The organism is Adlercreutzia mucosicola DSM 19490, from assembly GCF_000422625.1.
GTDB classification, from domain to species: Bacteria; Actinomycetota; Coriobacteriia; order Coriobacteriales; family Eggerthellaceae; genus Adlercreutzia; species Adlercreutzia mucosicola.
The window spans coordinates 383,026-404,451 of the sequence record NZ_KE383895.1 but is presented as its reverse complement, the minus strand read 5'-3'; the positions used below and the strand labels follow the sequence as shown (position 1 = coordinate 404,451).

Here is a 21,426-nt window from a genome sequence, read left to right as displayed (position 1 = left end):
CATGGCCGAGCCCAGCGTGGGGGTCTTCAGGCGCATCTTGTTCGCCGCGAACACGCCGCCGTCGATATGGGTGGCCTGGGTCACGGTGGGGTTGCCCGCATCGTCCACGCCGCGGCGACCGAAGGGCTCGGTCTTCGCATCGGCAATGTTCGTGTCGGTCTGGCCCGTGGTCATGTTCGTGGCCGTGGAGTTCAAGCGCTTGGTGGTCTCCTCGGACAGGGCGTACTGGGTGCGCCAGTTGAACTCGGAGATGTTCAGGCCCTTGTTGCCCGTGGCGCCCGTGAGGGGCACCAGCGTGCCGCCCGAGCGCTTGGTGCCGCTGTTCTCGGTGTAACTGCCGAAGTAGCCCAGCAGATGCGTGTACTGCACCTGGTCGTTGGTGGCCGTGCCGCTGTTGTAGTAGTTGTAGGGCAGGCGGGTGATGTTCTGGAAGCTATGGTAATGATGGCTGCGGTGGCTGTTCCAGCAATCGGACGCGTAGGAGCCCGGGAACACGTTGTCGTATTCCCACTGGAAGCGGTAGGCCGCCGAGCCGTGCACGTCGTTGTACGCGGTGATCGACAGGTAGTCCGTCGTGCGCCACACCACATTGTTCCAGTTGCCGTTGCTGTTGGCCGCGGTCATGTAGGCTGCCGACACGGCATCCAGGCGCTGATCGTGGTCGCGGCTCGTGCCGGCGCCGCGGTAGCGGGCCGGAGCGCCCACGGTATAGGGGTCGGCGATACCGCCCGCCGTGATGGCATCGTCGGTAAGCGCCTTATAGCCGGTCATGGCGCTGGACACATAGGTGCGGATGCTCTCGGTGGCGCGCGAGGCCTCGCTGTGCGCGGGCTGTTCGTTCCATTCGGGCTCGGTGGACATGGCCACGCTGAACTTGAAGGTGTCCATCTCATGGGACCGAATGCGCTGCTCAGTTTCAGGGTCGCCGTTCAGGTCGTTGCCCTTCGGGATGAAGCGCACCACGAAGCGGTATTCCTCGTTGTTGATGTCGGCCGCCGGGTACTGGGTCTCGTCAGCCGTCACGCGCTCGTAGGTGACCGTGGCGGTGAAGTTCTCCTCCAGCCAGGCGCGGCGCTCGTTCTGGTTCACGCCGCCCGGATTGCCCCGGGTGGCGCCCTCCGACTTGGCGATGTCCCAATCCTCGTAGAGGAATTCCTGGGGCGTATCGGGCCACTGGCCGTAGGGCTGGCGCGTCGTGCGGTGCACCGGGGTGACGCCGTAGGGCAAAACCACCGTCACCACGGGCAGCACCAAGTCGCCCATCTGGCCGCCGGCCACAGAATAAGTGGCCCAGCGGTTCTCGTTGATCACATAGCCGCCGTAATCGCGGTCGTTGGCGTAATGGCGGGCATAGCCGTCCCACCAGAAGCGGTTCTCCACATGCACGTTCACCTGGCGCGTGTCGGTCTCGGCCTCCAGATAGTAGTTGGCCGAGTCCTTGCCCACGCCATCGGTTACCGTGCCGGCCATCTCGGTGCCCTCGCCATCCACCACGGCATCGGTCAGCACGTCGGGCAGGCTGATGGTGTTCCACACGCGCACCACCGGCTTGCGCATCACGGCCTGGGTGCCCGTCTGGGCGTACAGAACCGCGCCGCTGTCGTCGGTGGCGTCCTTGTAGGCGCGCTTCCAGAAATCGAGGTTGGCCGCCGCCGTACCCATCACGTCGGTCACGGTGTCGCGGTCGGCGGGGTCGGTCAGGCGCACCGTGTTGTTCTGCACCGTAAAGCCATTCACCGCTGGCATGTTCGGCGAGCCCGCCAGCTGCTGCTCGTTACCGCCGCCGTTGTTGCGGTAGTAGCGCTGCAGGGTGAACTTATAGTCCATACCGTAGGGCTGCATATGCCAGGTGCTGTTGGCGCTTCCGCGGGTGCGGTTCAGGCCCTCGTAGTGATCGTAATCGAAGATCTGATAGTAGGCGCTGGAAAGCGACGGCTCCTGGCCGGCCAGCTTGTCCTGGCCCGGCTTGGCGGCGGAACGCAGATCCAACGGACGGGTCATCACGCGGTCGTACCAGGTCTCCGACTCGTTGTTGCCGAACACGTGGGACGGAATGTTCACCTTGATCTGATAGCCGCCGTCGTTCAAGGCCGCCTGGATGGCCTCCACTTCCTCGGCCGTGAGCCCCGTGGCGTTCACCACGTCGGGATCGGTCAGGTTGGCGGGGGCACCGTCGATGGCACGCCCGAACCACTTGCCCAGCTCCTGCTTCACGGACACCTTCAGCACCCAGGGCTGGGAGCTGTCGCGGTAGGCCTCGGATTGGTTGGTGACGCCGCTGGCCGCAGTATCAACCGGCACCGAAGAGTAGGTGGACGTGGCGGTGTTGGCCGTAGCGGCCACACCAGCGCGGGCGGGATCCTGGTAGGCCGCCGGCGCGTAGTAGCCCTTGTTGGTATCGGCCGCCGGCGTCTGCAGCACCTCGATGTCCATCAGCTTGGTGATGTCGATCCACTCGGTGTTCAGCTGCGGATCCTGAGAATAGTTGCCGCCCACCGTGGTGGTCTTCTTCAGCAGGTAGGCGCGGGCGCCCGCCTTGATCTGGGCCGCCAGCACGTCCAGATTGGCCGCGCTGATGTCCACCCCGCCCTCGGAGGGCGCGGTGCCCTCGTCGGCGGTATCGGCGTACAGCACCATATCATCGGCCCGGTAGGGCTCGGCCTCCGCAGCGGCGCCCTCGTCGGCGCCGGTCGCCTCATCGGCCGCCCCGGTGCCCGCGGGCAGGGCCTCGTCGTTGGCGGCATTCACGGCCGCGTTGATCTCGGCCTGGGTGGCATCGTCGAAGAACTCGCCGTTCACCGGCTCGGGGCGCTCAGAGGCGGTCGGCACCGCCTCATCGGTCGCGGTCGGCGCGACGCCGGCGCCGGCACCCGCCAGATCGGCCGTCAGCGGCGCCGCGCCCGCGGCCGCAGGCTGCACTGCGGCGCCCTCGGTCACGTCGAACAGCTCGGGAGCTGCCTTTACAGAAAGCGGCACCGTGGGCAGCGAGACGAAGCCCGCGCAGCTGGCGGACGCCTCGTTCAGCACCTCGGCCACCCCGTCGCCCAGGGCGCGGGCCAGCTCTGCGGTAAAGCCCGTCACACTCGGCTCGCCCTCGGGGGCCGCCGGATCGCCCTCTTCCGCCCAAGCGGTGGTCTCGGTCAGGGTCACGGCCGGCAGGGTGACGCAGCTTTGGCCATCGGCCACGGTGAACTCCACCGGATCGGTAGGCATCACGTACATCAATTCCTGACCGCCCTCGCCGATGAACTTCGAAGAGCGCATAAAGTACAGGCGATAGGTACCGGGCTGCAGGTTGTCCACCACGGCCATGCGGCCGAGGGGCAGCGACTTGTTCTGCGTCAGCAGCGTTTCTGTGGCCTGGGCGTCATCGCCCTCGCCCTCCATGGTCACCGAAGCCAAGCGATAGGTCACGGAGGCGGCCGGATCGGCGGCACTCGCCTCCTCGCCGGTCACGTCGATGCGCACCACGGCACGGCCTTCTACCAGGCGCGGCGGCTGGTCGTCCAGCACGCAATCCATGGTCAGCGCCACGGCCTTGCCGTGGCCGTCGGACTCGAAGCGTTGGCGCGCCACCGACGGATCGGGCATGAGGAAGTCCCACGTGCCGGTGCGCTCCACTTCCTTCTCCACCTCGGTACCGCCCTCGTTCACACGCACCATCTCGGTGTAGGTGAAGTCCATGGCCGGCGCCTTCAGCATTTCCACGTAGTAGGCGCCGCGCGGCAGGGTGGAGGCCAGGGTCAGCTCCTTGTTGGCGGGCACGGTGATCTTGTACCGCTGCTCAAGCTCGGCGGCGGTCAGGGGGTTCTCCCCGTCGTTGGGGGCCACCTGGCCCGTAGCCGGATCCACCACCTCGCCGTTCTCGGTCTTCAGCACCACCTCGGCCGCATGGTCGGCGGCCCGGGCGTTCACCGTCAGGCTCACGGCGCTTTCGGTGTACACGTGATCAACGGTGAATTCAAAGCGGTGGCTATCCTCGCCGAGGCCCACCACGTAGAAGTCCTGCGGCTCGGCCTGGGTGTAGCCGCGGCCGCCATCGCCCACGGCCTCGTCCATCTCAGGCCCGCTCGTGAAACACACGGTGTAGTGGCCGCGGGGCAGGTTGCCCAGGCAGACCCAGCCGTCGTCGCCGGTCCAGGTGCCGCCCGCCACAGGCAGGTCGGTCAGGGCCACCGCGTTGCCATCGGCGTCGGTGCCCTGGGCCACGTTGCCCTCGGCATCCACGATCTCGGCCTTGGCGGGATGGTTGAGGCTCGCGCCGTCGGCGTGCAGGCGCACCCACACCGGGCTCGTCAGCTCGATGCGCGTGAATTCCCACGACGCCTTCACCGATGAGGCGCTCGCAGAATCATAGGTGGCGATCTCCACAGCCTTGTTGGTGGCATCGCCCTCCCAGGCCACGTACTTGCCGTTCTCCTCGTCCACGATATAGGTGGTCGTGCCCAGGGTAACCACTTCCTGGCCCGCGGCAGCATCGCCCACCAGCTTCGACAGACGGGTGGGATTCGTGCCGTCGGCGGAGTACACCTTCTGGGTCTCCTCCTTGGTCACGCCCGACAGATCGACGGTAACGCCCTCGCCGTCGTTCTTCGACACCATGCGGTCATGGGACACCACGTGGAAGCTGCGCGGCGGCCACAGGGTGGTGTTGGTGACCACCTGGTTGTTCTCGTCGATGGTCTTGTACTCGTATTCCTTCGTCTCGAAGGGCAGGCCCTCGGGCGTGGTGCCCACCTTCTCCACGACGACCCAGTAGTCGCCCTCTTCGAAGGTGACGGGCTTGGCCGTCGAGGGGCCGCCGGGCAGGTCGACATCGGCGTCGCCCCCGTCGCCGTCGGCGTCCCCGTCGGAGCCGTCGCCCTCGGAGCCAGCGTCGCCGCTGCCGTCGCCCTCATCCCCGGAACCGTCGCCCGAGCCCGTGTTCTGCACCACATGGTCGCTGGTGATCAGGATGTCCTGGTTGGGCCACGCCTGGTAGGTGCCCACCTTGCGGCCGTCAACGCCGTAGACGCTGAACACCACGGGGGTCTTCAGATCCTCGGCGGTGAAATGCACCGTCAGCGTCGATTTGTACTCGGGCTCCTCCTGGTCGAGCACCGTATCGTCCTTGGGCACCTCGGTCACGGTGCCGTCCAGAATGGGCTCCACGCCGCGGGGCATCACGTAAGTGAACTCCACGCCGTCCAGATTGCGGTCGCCGTAGTTGTAGGCCGTAAGCTCGCTCACGAAGTCCTGGTTGTACTGTAGGGCCGTGGTGTACTGGCCCAGGATAACGCCGCGGTTCTCGTTCAGGCGCTGGCCGGAGTAATCGTTCCACCAGGGCGTCCAGCCGGCGTGGGTATCCTCGGAATTGTACTTGCGCTGGGCCTCGTAGTTGGCCACGCCCGTGGCCACGGCATTGCCGTTAGTGTCGGTCATGGCCGTGGTGGCACCGCTGATGAAGCGGCTGGAGGTGGCCAGCCAGGCCTTCTGCATATGCAGGCGCGTCTCCGACCACACCAGCGGCGTCTCGGAGCCCCAGCGCTTCTCCACGATGCCGTTGGACACCGTCTCGCCATCGGCGTTCTGGGTGGTGCCGTACTCGGTGGCAGTGCCCGAGCCGTCGGCCAGCTGGGCGCCGTGGCCCAGGGTACGGGCCTTGGTCACGTAGTGGTACCAGTCGCGCACGTAACGGTAGCCCGTGGCCAGGGCACTGCCGCCGTCGGTGTTCATGGCCCACCGCGACGAGCCCGTGGCGTCGAAGGTATCGGAATCGCTGTTATTGTTGTAGGCGCTGTCGTTGTGGTCGTGCCACCACAGGAAGTGCACGTTGCTCGGCAGCTTGCCGCCGGTGCCGCCCACGGTGCCCGTCTGGGGCCAGGGGGTGTAGCGCACTACCTGCTTGTTGTTGGCCTGCTTGATGTCGGTATCACTTAAGTAACCGGCACTGTAGCTGTCAGTGGCCCCGCTGCCGGCCAGCTGGGCCGAGCTATAGTTCAGGCCGTTGCCGCTATAGCCCCAGTTGTCGTTGGTGGTAGCGTAGCCGTTGTAGTGGAACTGGCTTGTGGCCTCGCCGGGAATATAGGTGTAGGAGCCGTCGAACATCTCCCACTTGTCAGTCTGCTCGGCCACATCGCCGGTGAAGGCCGAGTCCAGCATCAGGTAGTCCATGTCCATCAGCACGTCATCGGTCTTGAACTGCAGCGCGCCGGCGAAGTTGTACACGTGGTCGGTGCCCGTGGTATAGCGCAGCGGGTTGATGCGGCCCGTCCAGCTGTAGGAAGCGTCCACGTAGTCGCGATAGTAGTACTCGCCCACACGCGGGAAGTAGGCCGGCTCCAGACCCGTGGTGCCGATGTTGCCGGTCACCTTGTTCTGCATGTACACCTGGGGCAGGTTGTCCACCGAGGCGTACACGTCGAAGGACAGCTCGATGCGGTCGCCCACCTCCATGCGGGTCTGGTCGGGCATCAGGTCGTCCACCGGGCGGTCGTAGGCGATATCCTCGTCCACGATGGAGCCGCCCTGCTCGCCGGCGTCGGTAGATTCCTTGTCCGCCTCGGCCACGGCCACGTCATCGCTCTCCACGATAGCCGTGTCCTCGGGCACCCAGTGGATCTTGTACAGAGTGAAGGTAGTGGTCTGGCTCACATTCGTGGCCCGCGGGTTCAGGTTGGCGAAGTAGCGGCCGTCCTCGCGGTTCGTGCCGTTGAAGGTGTTGTTGTAGATCATGGCCCCGCCGTAGTCGGGCATGGTGTAGTCTTCCACCTTCTCCACCACCAGCTTCATGCCGTTGGTGCGCTGGGCGTACACGTCCTTATCGGCGGCGTCGGCCTTGGCCGGGTTCCGGGTGGCCGACTGGTACCAGTCAACCTTCAAGTGCTCGGCCAGGTACTTGGCCGTGATATCGGCGTCCCCGGCCTGCTTCAGGTACTCCTGGGGCACCAGCTCGTAGAACACCGGGTTGTACAGCTCGCCTTCCAGGTTCTTCTTGCCCACGTTCTTCGTCTTGGGCATATTGGCCAAGGTGTTCTTGTACCACATCTGCTCGCCAGCGATGTAGCTGGTCTTCTGGGCGGCATTGGCGTTGTAGGGCGCCTCGGCCTGGGTCGCCGTCTGGAAGGCCTGGGCCTGGAAGCGCATCACGGGGCTGCGGCGCTGGATGGTCTTGCCCGCCGTCTTGCCCTCGTCCTGCTTGGTCAGCAGCGTGTCGTGGGCCACGGCATCGCCGTCGGTCAGTTGGGGCGCGCCCGTCGTGCCGTTGTTGGGCGTGAACTCGCTGACGCCCGCGCTCACGTTGGCGTTCTTCGTGGCCGTGCCCGTGGGCACCTTCGTCATGTCGATGAAGTCCAGCACCGTGTTCTCGTTGTCGGTGTGGGTGAAGGCCACGTCCACCTGGGTCTGGGGCGACCAGGAGTCGGGCTGCTCGGAGGCGCCCGAGACATTGGACAGCGTCAGGTCGTCGCGGCGGGTGTCCTGATAGCGGGCCACGCCCAAAAGCGACACGTCGTCCAGCGGGAAGGCCGTGGAGGCGTTGCCAGCGGTGGCAGGCACGTCGTAGTAGGTCCAGCGCACACCGGTCACGTCGCGGAACACGTTGCCGTTGGCCGTGTGGCCCTCGCCCGACAGCGTGCCGTCGACAGTGGAGTCGATGTCCTCGCCGTACTTCGCGGCCAGCTCGTCGTAGGTCACCCACGCGCCATTGCTGCCGGTGATGGGCTGCGTGGCCAGGGGCATGATGCTCTCGGTCACCGTCTCGCGCGTGTCCAGCCAAGCGCGGGACAACGGCGCCTGGGGAGCGTACCAGTTGGGCACGTAGTATTCGATCTTCAGCGCCGGGCGCTCGGTGGCCTTCGTCGCCCCGTCGCCGGTCAGGTTGTCGGCGGGCACTACGGTCTCGGGCAGCTGATGCAGGTTGCCGTCGGGGCCGTTCGTGCTTTCCGGCAGCAGGGCCGTGCTGCCCGCAGCGGCACTCGGGTAATCCAGCACCGGAGGCTTGCCGTCCACAAAGGCGCTGCTGTGATCGGTGGCCGTATAGGTGGGCTGCTCGGTCAGCTCGAAGTAGCGCACGCCGTCGGGGTTGCCGTTGGCGTCGAAGCCCGTGGCACCCTCGGCCGTGTTGTTCTGGGCGCGCATGAACGACACGGTCATGGTCATGGTGGACTCGTGCCACGTGGTGTTGCGGATGTTCGACACCACCAGGCGCATGCGATTGCCGTCGGCGTTGGCCAGCTGGTTGCTGGACGACACCGGGTTCACCGCGCCCGCGCCGCCGTTGCCGGCCGGGTCGTAGAACTCGGGCAGGATGCCCACCTGATTCGTGGCGTGCCTATGGAACAGCACGCTGGAATAGTTGTGCGCTGCCAGCTGCGTGAAGCCATCGAAGAAGATGTCCCGGTAGTCGTAGCTGTACTTCAGCAGCGAGGCGTCGCTCTGCACGCAGTTGTCGCTACCGCCCGCCGCGTTGGTGTGGGCGCCGGCGATGTAGCCCTTCTCGCGCGTGTCGGTCGCGAAGGGGCGGCTCACGCGGTCGTTGCTGTCGGCCGTGCCGTTGTTGTTGTACACGCGGTACTGGGTGAAACCGTGCAGCGGGGCCACCGTGGCGTAGAAGTTCGCTTGCAGGGCCTGGCCCTGGTAGCTGGGGTTGTCGCTATGCACGGCCCCGTTCACGGAATCGCCGTAGTTCTCGGCGGTCTCCAGCTCGTCGGTCATCTGGGTGATCACGCGAATCCACACGCCGCGACCGGGATCGATCTGGCTGGAGGCAGCGGCGTTGTCCTTGTCGGCGTCGCGGTTCAGCTCGCCCACGCTGAAGGTGAGCACGCGGTTGTTGTCGTATTGCTCAACGCCGTCTTTCTGGGACAGGTCGGTCTGCTGGGGCGCGTCGGCCACCGACACGGTACCGTCGGCGGCCCGCAGGTCGGCCTTCACATTGTGCGGCGCGCCGAAGGAACCGTCGGCCTGCTTCTGGGCGGCCGTGTTGTTCTCCACCCACTTGCCCTGGGCGGCATCGTAGTACTTCTGCACTTCCCAGCCCACGATGCGCTGGCCCTCAGGCACTTCGAAGCGGCCGTTCACCTGCTGTAAGGGCAGCGAGGAGGTCTCGAAGCCCGTGGCCGTGCTGCCCGTATAGTACGTGCGGTCGGTGCGAATCTTCTCGTCGCCGGCGCCCACGTACAGGTTGTACTCCACGTAGTCGCCCGCGTACAAGTCGCCGTTGGGAATGTCCACGCCCGCGCCGCTTGCCGGGTCGAAGCTCACCGGCGAGGCGATGGAGCGGTCGTCGTAGTCGTAGCCGAAGATCCAGGTGTCAGCGCCGTTCAGGCTCACCTTCTTGCCACGCTGCATGTCGGTGACCAGAGCGCCCAGGCGGTGGGACACATCGGTGCGCTGATCGTCATATTCCGTGGAAGCTTCCTTGCGCTTGTTGGGGTCGCGGGTTTCCACGGGCTGCACCACGGCCAGATGGTTGTTCATGGTGGTGCCGTCGAACTCGTTGCCCTGCTTGTCGAAGGTGGGGGTGGACCAGTAGTTCCAATGGCCCTTCACCGGATCGGTGCCCGTCTCCTCGGCCGTGCGGAAGTCGCCTACCTCGCGGTCGGCGTACACGCCGTCGTAGGCGAAGGCGAAGTTCGTGGCCGCGTCCTTGTTGCCCTGGCTGCGGCCGGTCTCGGGAACCTCGCCCAGGTACTGGCCCGAGTCCAGCATGGTCTCGGGCTTCTCGCGCGTGGCCAAAGGCGAGGTGAAGGTGAACTGCAGCGAGGTCACATAGGGGGCCGCGTAGGTGAGGTTTACCGTGGACTCGCTGGCCCAGGCGCTGTTCGCCCCGCCCAGGGTGTTGGTATGGTCGAGCGTCTTATAGGTGCCCACCAGATTCGGCCTCACCAAGTTCGCCACGGCTGCCTTGGCCGTGGCCACGAAGGTCGGATCATTCACCTCAGCCGCCGTCGGGTTTGCCTGGTCGGCCCAGCCGTTGTTCTTGTTGCCCTTCTGGGCCTCGATGTAGCCGGCCAGATTCAGACCGAAGTCGTAGCCCGAGCCCGCACTGCCGTTCAGGGCGTCGTACAGCGCCTCGGCGGTGATGCCGGGGTTCGCAGCCTGCAGGGCATCCACGGCCGCCGAGGCGCGCAGGTACTTCTCCAGGTCGATCACGTAGCTGCCCTTGTAGTTTCCGCTGGTCAACGGCGCACCCGTGAAGGCGGGGATGCCGGCGGCATCGGCCACCGAGCCCGATACCATGCCCAGGCTCACCATGTCGTTCCACGACAGGGTCACCGTATTGGTGCGGCCGGCCGTGTGGTACACGGTGAAGGTGAAGTCCTGGGCCTGGAACCAATCGGCGCGACGGGCATGACCGCCCACGGGCACGAACTGGCTCGGCACGTACACCTTCTGCACGCGCAGGGTGCTGGGGGTGGCGCCGGTTACCAGGTTGTCGAAGCCCTCGGTCCACGATGCCTTCAGTTTCACGGTGCTGATGTGGGCCGCACGGTACTCGTCGTCCATATCGATGTTCTTGTCGGTGCGGTTCCAGAAGCGCACCTCGTAGGTGTCCACCACCGGCGTCAGATTGTCGTCCTCGTAGTCGGCCAGGTTGCCCTCGATATTCAGAGTACCTGCGCCGTTGTTCCACTGAGCCCGCGAGATGTCCGACCCGTAGGAGAACGGAATGAGGTAGCCCAGGTAATAGGCGGTGTCCTGGGGCTGGCGGCTATAGCCCGCGCTGGAGCTGGCACGCCAGGCCGGCGACTTCTTGGAGCCCGTGCCGTCGTAGATGCGCTGGTCGGGGTCCACCGGCATGTTGTTGAAGTTGTAGGACCAGGTGCGGGCCTTGTTGCGGGCATCGGCCACATCGCTCACCGTGTTGGTGCCGGGGCGCTTCTGGCCCTTGTACACGTAGGGGCGACCGAGCACGCGCACGTCCACCGCGCTCGCGTCGTCGCGGTCCACCGACTTGTACACGCCGTTCGATTCGGCGGTGATGTCGCCGTTGCCGCTGTAAGGGCCCAGATCCATGGTGTAGCTGGTGATGAACTCGTTCACATCCAGCTTCAGCACGGCCGGATTGCCCGTGCGCAGGTACTCGTGGGTCTCCTCGCCATCGCGCTCGAACTTGATCATGCCGGCGCCCGCGGCGCTCGTCACGTAATCGAGGCCCTGGGTGGACACCTGGGTCTCGGCGCCGCCGGCCACCTCGTAGATGCCGTCGCGGCGCATGATGAAGGTGCGCCCCGCACCGGCAAGCTCGCCGTACACCTTGAAAGCGCCGTTGCCGTTCTCGTCCGTGCGCAGCAGGTTGCCATCGGCGTCTACCCACGCGCCGGCAGCGTCGAAGTACTTCTCCGTAGCCGAGTCGTAGGTGTAGGGGGCCACGCCCTTGTTCGCGCCCCACTTCTTCGTGGTGAACTTGATATAGGCGTCCTTGTAGGTGCGCAGGTGATCCAGCACGCCCGCCTGCACCTTCAGGCCCATGGTGAGGAAGCCGTAGTAGGACAGGTCGTCGTCGGGCTGGCACCAGGGCATCACGTCGTCGATCATCAGCTTATCGGCAAACGACACGTAGTTCACGCCCCAGTCGTTGGGATAGTAGCCGCGGCTGCCCACGGAACTGGAATAGCTGGGGTTGCCCCAGCCCGTATCCCAGCGATACAGGTTGTAGCGGTACATCGCGATATTGAAGGCCGTGTCGCCGCCGAACAGACCGTGGCTCGTCATGTTCCTGCCCTCGGTCGATTCGCCCAGCTGCGTGTAGGCGGTGTCGTTCCAGGTGATGCCCTTCTCGGTGTAGTTGCCGTCGGTCAGGGCGATGATGCGGTTGTAGGAGCGCAGATGGCGCATGCGGGCGGCGCAGTCGTCGTGGCGATAGTAGCCGCCGCTGCGATGGTAGTCCTGGTAGGACCACGCGCTGCGATAGGCGTTCTTCTCCTGCTTGGCCGGCGTGTCGCAGCGGGTCATGGCCACATGCCCGGCGCGGTCGTTGCCCGAATGGGTGCCGCCTACCTCCAGTGCGGTGTCCACGATGGTGTCCACGCCGGTCTTCGACGTCTCGGTGTACATGCGGCCGTTGATCTCCAGGGCCATGCGGTCGGCGATGTCCTCGCGATCGACACTCAACCCGTAGATGTCGGCACCGAAGTCGGGACGGTCGAGCGCGCTGCCCTCGTTGGCATTCTCCACGAAGCTGCCGTCAGCGTAGCGGTTGGTGTTCTGGGCCAGGGAGCCGTCCGTGTACTGGTACTGGTTGATGCGGATGTCGTAGACGATCTTCTCCACGGTGAAGTCAGGCGCGCCGGCCGTGGCCCCGGTCACCGACTGGTTGGAATAGTCGTCTACGGGATCGCGGTAGTAGTCGGCGCGATCCACGTTGCCGGGATTGGTGGTCTCCGAGCCGTAGCTGGCCACGTGCTTGCGGTCGGTGCCGGCGCCCTCGGTGGCCAGCAGGTTCAGGCGGAAGTACTGGCCCGTGGAGCCGTAGCCGGCCTGGTCGGCATCGGCCGTGGTGCCCTGCAGCAGACGCTTGATCTCCTCGCCGCTGATGTACATGGTCTTCTTGTCGCTGTAGTACACCGTAATACCGTCCACGAAGGGCGCGGCGTCGCGGCGGATCTTCAGATAGTAGGAATCGAAGTAGCCGTTCGGCACCGTCTGGGTCATGTGCATGACCATGCCGGAGTTGTAGGTCTCCGGTCCCACCCAGGTCAGATTGCGGCCGCGGAAGTTGTCCGAATTCCACGGGCCCTGCTCGGTATGGCAGGCCCACGGGCCGGGAGCGCCCTGGTTGTAGGCGCTGTTTACCTGGCGGAAGTCGGCCAGCAACGACACCTGCGACTTATAGCCCACATCCAAAGCGAAGTTGTACTCGCCATCGGTGTAACCCGAATGGCCTTCATGATGGGTATCCCAGGAACCGCGGGTGTACTGCGAGAAGCGGCGGTTGTTGGTCGGCGCCGCAGTGGTGTTGCCCGCGTTGGAGTCGTACAGACCCGAGCGGTTCATGGTGTCGAAGTACATCTTCGACATATAGATCCACGACTGGTCGATGCGCGTGACGGGGCTGCCCACCATGAACAGCGCCGAGGGGTTGCGCAGCTTGCGCAGGAAGTTCTCGGTCTTGGCGTTCAGGTAGATACCCGTATCGAAGTTATGGTCGGCATAGCCGTCGAACACGATGTTCTGGGCGTTGTCCCAATCATTGGCCGGGGCGGTAGAGGCATCGTCGCAGGCCATGTCTTCCCAGCCCACCAGCTTCACCGACTTCAGGTTCGCGATACCGTGAGCGCGCAGCATCTCCTCGGTGATCACCAAATCGCCGTCGGCGTTCAGGTAGTACTCGCAGGCCGTCGGGGTCGGGGTCGCGTCGCCCGAGCCGTCGCCCGCACTACCGGATGAGTCGCCCTCCCCGTCGCCCGTGCCATCACCGGAGCCATCACCGGAGCCATCGCCGGCACCGTCGCCGGTGCCGTCGCCGGTGCCGTCACCGCCGCTCGTTCCCGGCTGGGGCGTAGCGGTCACGAAGCTGTGATTGCCCGCGCAGGTCTTGTCGTGGAAGAACGACGGCGTGCGCGTGGCCGGGCCTGCGGCCGGCGTGATAGCGGCTGCGGCCAGATAGGCGTCGTCGGGCGAAAGCGTCCAAGTCACTTCCTTGTCCTTGGCTCCGTCGCCCTCGCCGTAGCCCTTCAACACGATGGTGCCCACGCGGCCCTTGTTGTAGGTGGCGAACAGCTCGGCGTTCACCGTCATCTTCGTGGTATGGAAGCCCACATAGTCGCTCTTAGAGCTGCCGTCCAGCTGGGCGACGGTCTCCCAGGCCAAGGGCAGGTCGATGGTCACGTCCACCAAGTCCAGCGTCGAGACATTGCGCTGGTTGCTCAGATTCGCCCACAGCTTGAAGTCGCGGTCGTAGGGCACGCTCGTGCGCGTACCGGAGCCATCGCTGGCCGCCGTGGTGCCGTAGGTGGCGTTGTTCATATAGGCGTTGAATGTGGGGCCGTACTGGCCGTAGGTGTGCAGCTCCATGGCCGGGTAGTACACTTTCACATGGCCGGTGCGGGCGCTGCTCTGGGCCTGCTTGTCCAGCTTCTGGGTCTGCACCAGCTTCGCCGTGGCACACACCTTGGAGTAGTCGGGCGTCGAAGAATTGGCCGGCTGCTGGCAACCGTTCTTGTACCACCAGTTCACCTTGCCAGTCAGGCCGATATGCATAGTTTGGGCCGAGGCGTTCTTAGCCGGATCCACCTCACTGTAGCGCACTTCGATGCGCTCCAGATAGCAATCGGTATAGGCCGCGAAGGCGGCATGGCTGGTCAGGTCGATGTCGAAGGCGGTCGCTGTCGGATCGGCCGCCTGGGCATCGGCCCACAGGGCCAGCAGCTCGTCGCGCGTCAAGCGTACATGGTACCCCTCGCCGTTGTCGGTGGCCACCTTACCGTCGCCGTCGTTGGTGGTGGCCGCCGCGCCCTGACCGTACAGGCGGTTGGTAGCCGCCAGGGCCGTCTTCACGCCACCGTTGTCCTGCACGGTGCGGAAGTAGAACACCACATCGGTCAGCGAGCTTTCCAGATTCGCCGGGGTGTTGTCGGCGCGCACTGTTTGGCCAAACTTGAACAGGCCCTCGCTGAAGGTAACCTTCTTCGTGAGGAAACCCTGCACATCGTTTACCGGATCGCCCAAATAGGTGCTCAGATCGTCCATGTTCACGGTGACCACCGCATCGTCCGAGCGGTTCAGACCCGTGTTCTTCACCGTGAAGTTGTAGTTCACGTCGTCGGCGTAGTTCGCCACTTCCACGCCGTCGTTGGTTGCCGTGGCTGCGGTACCCAAATTGGGACGACTCGTAGCCGGCTTCGTGGTGGTGTAGTCGATGGCAGATGCAAAGGCGCCGAACGTCATGGTGCTCTGGCTGGCCAGACGATTTATCTTAGTGTTGCCCGACTGCTCTTCACGCTTGCCCTTGCCGATCATCATATCGGGACCGTAGGACGCCGTGGTGGTGAAGCCCTGGGCCTGGGTGGTCACGTTCTTGTTGTCGTGGCTGTCGGCGCGACCGGTCAGGTACACCACCGGTGCGGTGTTGGCCACCGGCACATCGAACTGCGTGGCCACGTCGCTGATCTTCGCCTGGCTGTTCACCCGGTCGAAGCGCAGGCGCACCATCTTCAAGGGCGCATCGGTGGCGTTGCCCGCCGCGTCGTTCAAAAGCCCGTAGGTCTGGTTGCCCGCCGCGTCGAAGGCCTCGCCGTCGTCGGATACGCGCACGGTCAGCGTGGCCGTAGTCGCGCCGCCGGCACCCAGATCCAACGAGATGTTGGGATAGGTGGTGCTGGCCACCACGCCCGTGGTGGCACCGGCCTTCACCTGGGCGTTGATCTCGGCCAGAGCCACGGCGATGTCGTAGGAGACATCGGGGGCCAACTTGCTGTCGGCCGTGCCGTCGGGCTCGCCGTTCATAATAGTGGCCGTGGCGTTGTTCTGGTTCAGCACGTCGATGCTGCCCAGCTCGCCATAGGAATAAAACCAGCTGTTCTCGGCCGCCAGCTGGGGCGTGCCGTCATCGTTGTACAGCTTGTTGCCCGCCTCGTCGTAGAGCGGCTCGCGGCCGTACACGAAGCCGGGCACCACCACGTTGCGCGTCAGGAAGCCGCGCCACAGGGTGTGGCCCGCCGTGGTCGTGCCGCCATCGGTGACCGACTCGGCCTCCTGCGTCAGCCCGTTCACCATAAGGTCCAGGCCAAAATCGCTGATCTCGTAGGGCGATTCATTGGTCAGGGTGTACCGGAAGAAGCTCGTCTCCTCCTCCAGATCGCCCCAACGGTAGGGAACGGCCGTCTGATTCAGGCGCTTGCCCTGATGGTCCACGTAACCGTAGCTGGTGCCCACCGTGGGCTTGATGGGAATGTACATGCTGGTCAGCGTAGCCACGTCGGCCACGTTGCTGTTGCCCGAGGGGTTCGCGTAATCGGTGCTCCACTGGGCGTACAGCGGCAGCGATCCCACTTCCTTCGAAGTACCCAGGATTTCCACCGTAGCGTCGGTCATGTCGGTGGGCACGATCTTCTTGTCCTTCGAGAACTGGGTCATATAGATCTTCAGGTTGGTGACATAGATCTTATCGCCCGGGGCGGCAAGCCCCAGCTCGTCCACTTTCAGCACATAGCGACCCGTGTACACCGTGTTGCCGCTGGCGTCCTTGGTGGTCTCGGGCTTGAAGACGCCCCACAGCTTCTGACCGGTGTTGGCCTTGTACAGCGTCTTGGTCTGCTGGATGATGTCGGCGTTGTTGCTCGCGCTCGCATAATAGGTCAGGTCTACCTGGCTCACCTGAGCGGCGTAGTCGGGGGTATAGCCGGTCACATTGCCCGCATCATCGGTGACCTCCGCACCGAAGACGTCGGGACCCACCTCCGGATGATAGGTGCCGAAGAACGCGCTGCCCAAACGGATGCGATCGGTCACGAAGTAGGGCGTCTTCTGGGTGGCGCCGGGTACGAGCGAGGGGGTAATCAGGGTACCTGTGCCCTTATCGCCCGCGGTATTCACCGTGGTGATGGTGGCAGTGTTGATACCGTCGGGAATGGGCCCCACCGAGAAGCAGGCGGGTGCCATGCGCGAGGCCGAGTCGTTGCCGATGCGGAAACGCCAGCCAGCGTTGTCGGTGGCCACCAGAACGGGGCGCACCTTCGCGTCGGTCTGACGGCCGCCGGACCAGGTGCCCTCCTTCTCCAGGTTCGCGTCCACCCCGCCCGAGCCGTCGTACATCGACACGGGGCGCGCCGTCAGCAAGGGCTTCGTGATCAGGGGCTTGAAGGTGGCCGTGGCCTCGTCGGAGTTGCCGGTGTACAACTCGCCGCCCTGCATATAGGCGCCCGACTGGCCGTCGACCACATAGCGACGCTTGCCGTAGGTCAGGCCCGTGCGGTTGGTGTACCAGTTGTTCTTGCCATCGGACAGCGACTCGATCATCACGCCCGACACATCGATGTTCACCGGCAGCGTGAAGGCCTCGAAGCCCGTCATCTGGGACGTGTCCCTATAGGTGCCCGCCGGAATAATATGGCGGAACAGCACGCGGAACAGGCCCGTGAACTCGGTAGTGGGCTTGGTGGAGCCCACGTACTTGCGACTGGGAGCCGCGGCAATGCCCTGGGTTTCCAGGTACTCGGCAATGCCCGCGGCCGTGTCGGTGCTGCTGCCGATGTGCCAGACGTACTTCTTGCCATCGGCCGACAGCTCGGTACGCACCGGCACATTGAAGAAGCGCCAGCTGAGGTTGCCCGAGGCGTCGCGCACCTGGAACTGGATGGGCATGACCGCATCTTTATTCAACGCCGCCTGGCCCGCTTCCAGATCGAACCAGTCCGAGATGTCGGCGATGGACTGGGTAATGGTGGCAGGCGCCCCCTCTTCCGTCGAGGTGTTGGGCACTTCCCGGGTCAGTTTGGAATAGGCGCTGCGGTCCACGCTGATGTCGATGCCCGACAGGTGGAAGCCGCGGGGCAGCTGGTCGGCCAGGGTCATGCCGTAGCTGGTAGCGTCCTTCTCATCTTCGCCGTACAGGGGCACGTTGCCGGTGTTCTTGATGTTCTTGATGCGGTAGGTGAGCATCCGGCCCATGGCCGCTTCCACGTCGGTGGCCTTCTCCACCTTGGTATCGGGGTCGATGGCCACCTTGCTGACCGAGGCGCCGTAGCTGGGCGCCGTGAAGTTCGACTTGTAGGCGTTCTCGCCGGTGAAGGTCTTCATCCACTGGTAGTCGAGCGACTGGCCGTCCTGGTCGTAGCCGCGGTTGCCGAAGTTGGCGGTGGCCAGCACCTCCCACTTGGCATTGGCGTACTCGCCGGCGGTCTGGCTGTAATTGGTGGTGTAGGGCAGCGCGATGATCAGCACCAGCTTGTCCGACTCGCTGGCAATGATCTCCTCGCGCTCCTCCTCGGTGGGCTCGGTGCCGTCGGGATTCTTAATCTGCGCGATAGCCGCGGGGTCGTGCGAGATCAGGTGCTTGCCGTAGGGCATGTCCTGCTCGGTGTAGTCCAAGGTGATCTGACCCGAGCGGCCGCCGGTGCCGTAGGGCAAAGGCGTCAGGCCCAAATCGTCGGCGTTGGAGAAGTCGTCTACGTTCAACGAGGCAATCTGGTCATTGCTCAGGGTGGACACGTCGTAAATGAGGATACCGCCCGCCTTGGGCTTGCCGATGTACTTGGCCTTCGAATCGCTGACGTCCACGTTGGTGTTCACCTTGTAGGCTTCGGGATCCTTGATGTCCTTGCCGGTGTTCTCGTCGTACTTCAGGGTAAGGGTGTCGTTCGAGCGCAAGCCGGCCGTCGAGCCGTCGGCCGCGTCGAAGCGGAACACGTAGTTCATGAAGTCGATCTCGGACTCGCGAGTTTCCGAGATGTTCTGCACTGTCACCTTCCACACGGCATAGTTGTAGTGGTCCCACAGAACGGGCTTGCTCACCACGCTCTCGTTCATCAGCTCCCACTTCAGGTTCGTCTGGATGAAGGTGGCCTCCAGCACGTTGGAGGCGCCGTCGCTGCGCTTGGTGCCAGGCGCCACCACGGTGTCCTGGGCGCCGCGGGTTTCCACGTTCGAGCCGTCGGTGTAGGTGTTGTAGGAATAGCCCAGCTTCACCGTGGCGCCGGTGTTGTCGGGCACGCTGCCCACGAACTTCACGCTGAACTTCTCGTTGGCCGGGTCCTTCGGCAGCTGGTAGGGCTTCTGCGTGTTGGTGGAACGGTAGCGCAGCGTCCAGGTGCCGGTCATGCCGGCGGTTATGTACTGCTGCATCTCCTGGGAGGTGAGCCAGGTGTTGCCGCCGTCCTTCGAGAAGTCGTAAGTATTGATGGTGGACGTGGTGGGGTACAGAGCCAGCCGCTGCTGGTTGTTGGTGTACATGGCCTTGCCTTCGGGCCACTTCGTCTGGGCCTCGCGCCATTCCTTCTCGTTCGTAGTGGTCACCGTGGCCGTGTCGGTAAAGTACAGGTAGGGAATTTCCAGCGTGAACTTCACTGCGGCGTTCTTCACCTGGTCCATGCCGCCGGCGGTGCCAATGAACGACTCGTGCTTGCCGAGGAAGCCGGTCTTCTTCGTGGGGTTGGGCATCAGGGTGACCTCGATGATCTCCTGAGATTTGATCATGTTGGCGTTGGTCATGCCGTCCACGGCGGTGCCGCCCGAAATGTGCAAGTGCGGGTCCAGATAATCGCTCGGCAGCTGGTACAGCTGGCTGGCGAAGGGCACGGCGGCCGAGCGGACGCGGCTGCGCAGCAGGCTGCCGCCGGCCTCGGCGTCCAACAATAGATTGGGAGCGTTATCGGCGTCGCGGTAGCCCTCGGGCACCTCGGCCTTCTCGGTCTCGGCGCGGTCGGCCTCGGCTTCGGCACCATCGTCGTCGGGAGCGTCGGCCTCGTTGGCGTCGCCCACGCCGTCGCTGGGGCGAGGACCGCCCGGCGTAAGCGCACTGCCGGGCGCTTCCAGGCCGGGCAGCGTGGGCTGGGGCTTCTCAGCCTGCTCGCCCTGGGCCGCCTCCACCTGCTCGTCGGTCATGAAGGCGTCGCCCATGGCGGTCTCGGTGAAGACCGTATCAGTGTTGAAGCACTCGGCGTACACCACGGACTCGCCCACACCCGCCGTGGAGAGCTGCACGTCGAACTGGGCATGCACGGGAAGGGTCTGCTCGGGAGCCGCTTCGGCCTCGGCCGCCGCGGCGGCGTCGGCATCCTCGGCGGGCTTAGGCGCCACGAAGGTCACGGCGGCCTCCGTATAGGGGGCAGCCACGTACAGCTGGCGAGCCTGGCCAGGCTCGATGCGGCCATCGTCGCCGGTGCGGGCCAGCTGGATACGGCTGTCGTCCGTCACCGTATAGGGCAGCGGCTTTAAGCCCAGCGCCTCCAGCGAGGAGGCCTTCATGGGATTGATGGCGGCGATCTGCTGCTCGGACAGCCCCGTCACATCCAGCACGAGCACGCCGCCCTTGCCCGGCACGCCCACATAGGTAGCATCCTGGGAGTCGTCGGCCGCGGCCGCGGCGGCAGCTTCCTCGGCCGTGAGGGGGTTGCCGTCCTCATCGGCCTGGTGGGCCATGAGCACCGCATCGGTCACGCCGCCGGCACCGGCGTAGTCGGCGGGGAAGGCGGCGCCCAGGGCGATAGCCGTGGCCGCCGGCGCATCGGCGGGCACCTCATAGCGCACCAGGTGGACCGCATACCCCGTGCCGTCGGCGAAGGCCGTGCGCGGCATGAGGGCTGCCTGGGGCGTCACGGTCAGCGTGGCGGCCGCATCACTCTCCTCGTTGGACACCTGGTAGGAGCCCACGGCGGCGCGCTTCGCGTCGCCGTACTGGGGCAGCGGCGCTTCCTCGCCCTCAACCGCACGGGCAGTGAAGGAGTGCATCTCGTACCCATAGTATATGGGTACGAGCGTACCTGCAGGTACGCTGCCCGCGAAACCCACCTCGAAGGCCGGCAGGGCCGCAGCAGCATCCAGCTTGCCGTCGTTGGCGTCGTAACGCCAGATCAGACGGCCGCTCACGCCAGCCTGCAGGTCCTCGTCGGTCAGAGCGCGATAGGAACCGGCGTGCTCCTGCCAGAGCGACCAGCCCTCGGGCAACGCCTCGGCGAACAGGGCCACGCGCGGGGCGCTGGCCACCGTTTCGGCGCTGAGGGCCGCATCGGCCGCCGCCTCGCGGGCCTCGCGCTCGCCGGCGGCGGCATCGGGGGCGCCCGACGTCGCCTTCGCGGCCTCGTTGGCCAAGGCGGTGCGCAGCTTCCACTCTTCCTGGGAATAGGTGGCGGCCACATCTCCGCTATCATTAGTATAGAGATAGGGCACGTCCATGGTGAACACGAAGCGGTCGCCCGCCTTCGATCCCGCCAGCGTGCCGCCTTCCAGCAGCAGCCCGCGATTGCCCAGCTCGAAGGAAGCCTGGGCGCGCGCGTTCTTCAGGAACAGACCCTGGCTGGCGCTGTAGGGCACACTGGACATCACCAGATGAGGACGCACGCGACCGGTCAGATCGACGCGATCCTCCTCGGCCACGCCCTCGCTGTCCACCGTCACCTGCGGCAGCACGTCGGACGCGGGGATCAGCCCCGCGGGCACCAGCGACGTCAGCACCGCCTCGTCGAGGGCCTGGCCCTGGAGGGCCGCCGCCCACGACGTGTCGGGCGCAGTGCTCTCGGTCGTGCCGCCCGTGCTTGCCAGGGGCGCCGCCTCGTCGGTCAGCTCGTCGGCATAGGATACCAGTGCCGTCGCATCGAACATGGTCACTGCCAGCAACAGCGACAGGCACACCGACAGAACGCGCACCCACAGCTTCGTCGAGAAGGTGTTCACCGGCGCGGGCGGCGCCGGCACCCGGGTGTGCCAATGAGCGTCGGTGTCGAAGGCCGCCTTGCGCGCGGCGTTCGTCACGTCGTACTGACCCTTACGTTCGTTGTTTTCCATCAT

1 protein-coding gene (only partly in view) is annotated in these 21,426 nt (G+C 65.3%); it reads right to left on the bottom strand.

The features are described from left to right. Positions 1 to 21,426, bottom strand: partial view of an InlB B-repeat-containing protein gene (locus G503_RS15310; RefSeq protein ID WP_156892021.1) — the 5' portion only. The gene continues 18,855 nt to the left of window position 1, outside the view; 21,426 of the gene's 40,281 nt are visible here — the first part of the coding sequence; the start codon lies at positions 21,424 to 21,426; the stop codon falls past the left edge of the window.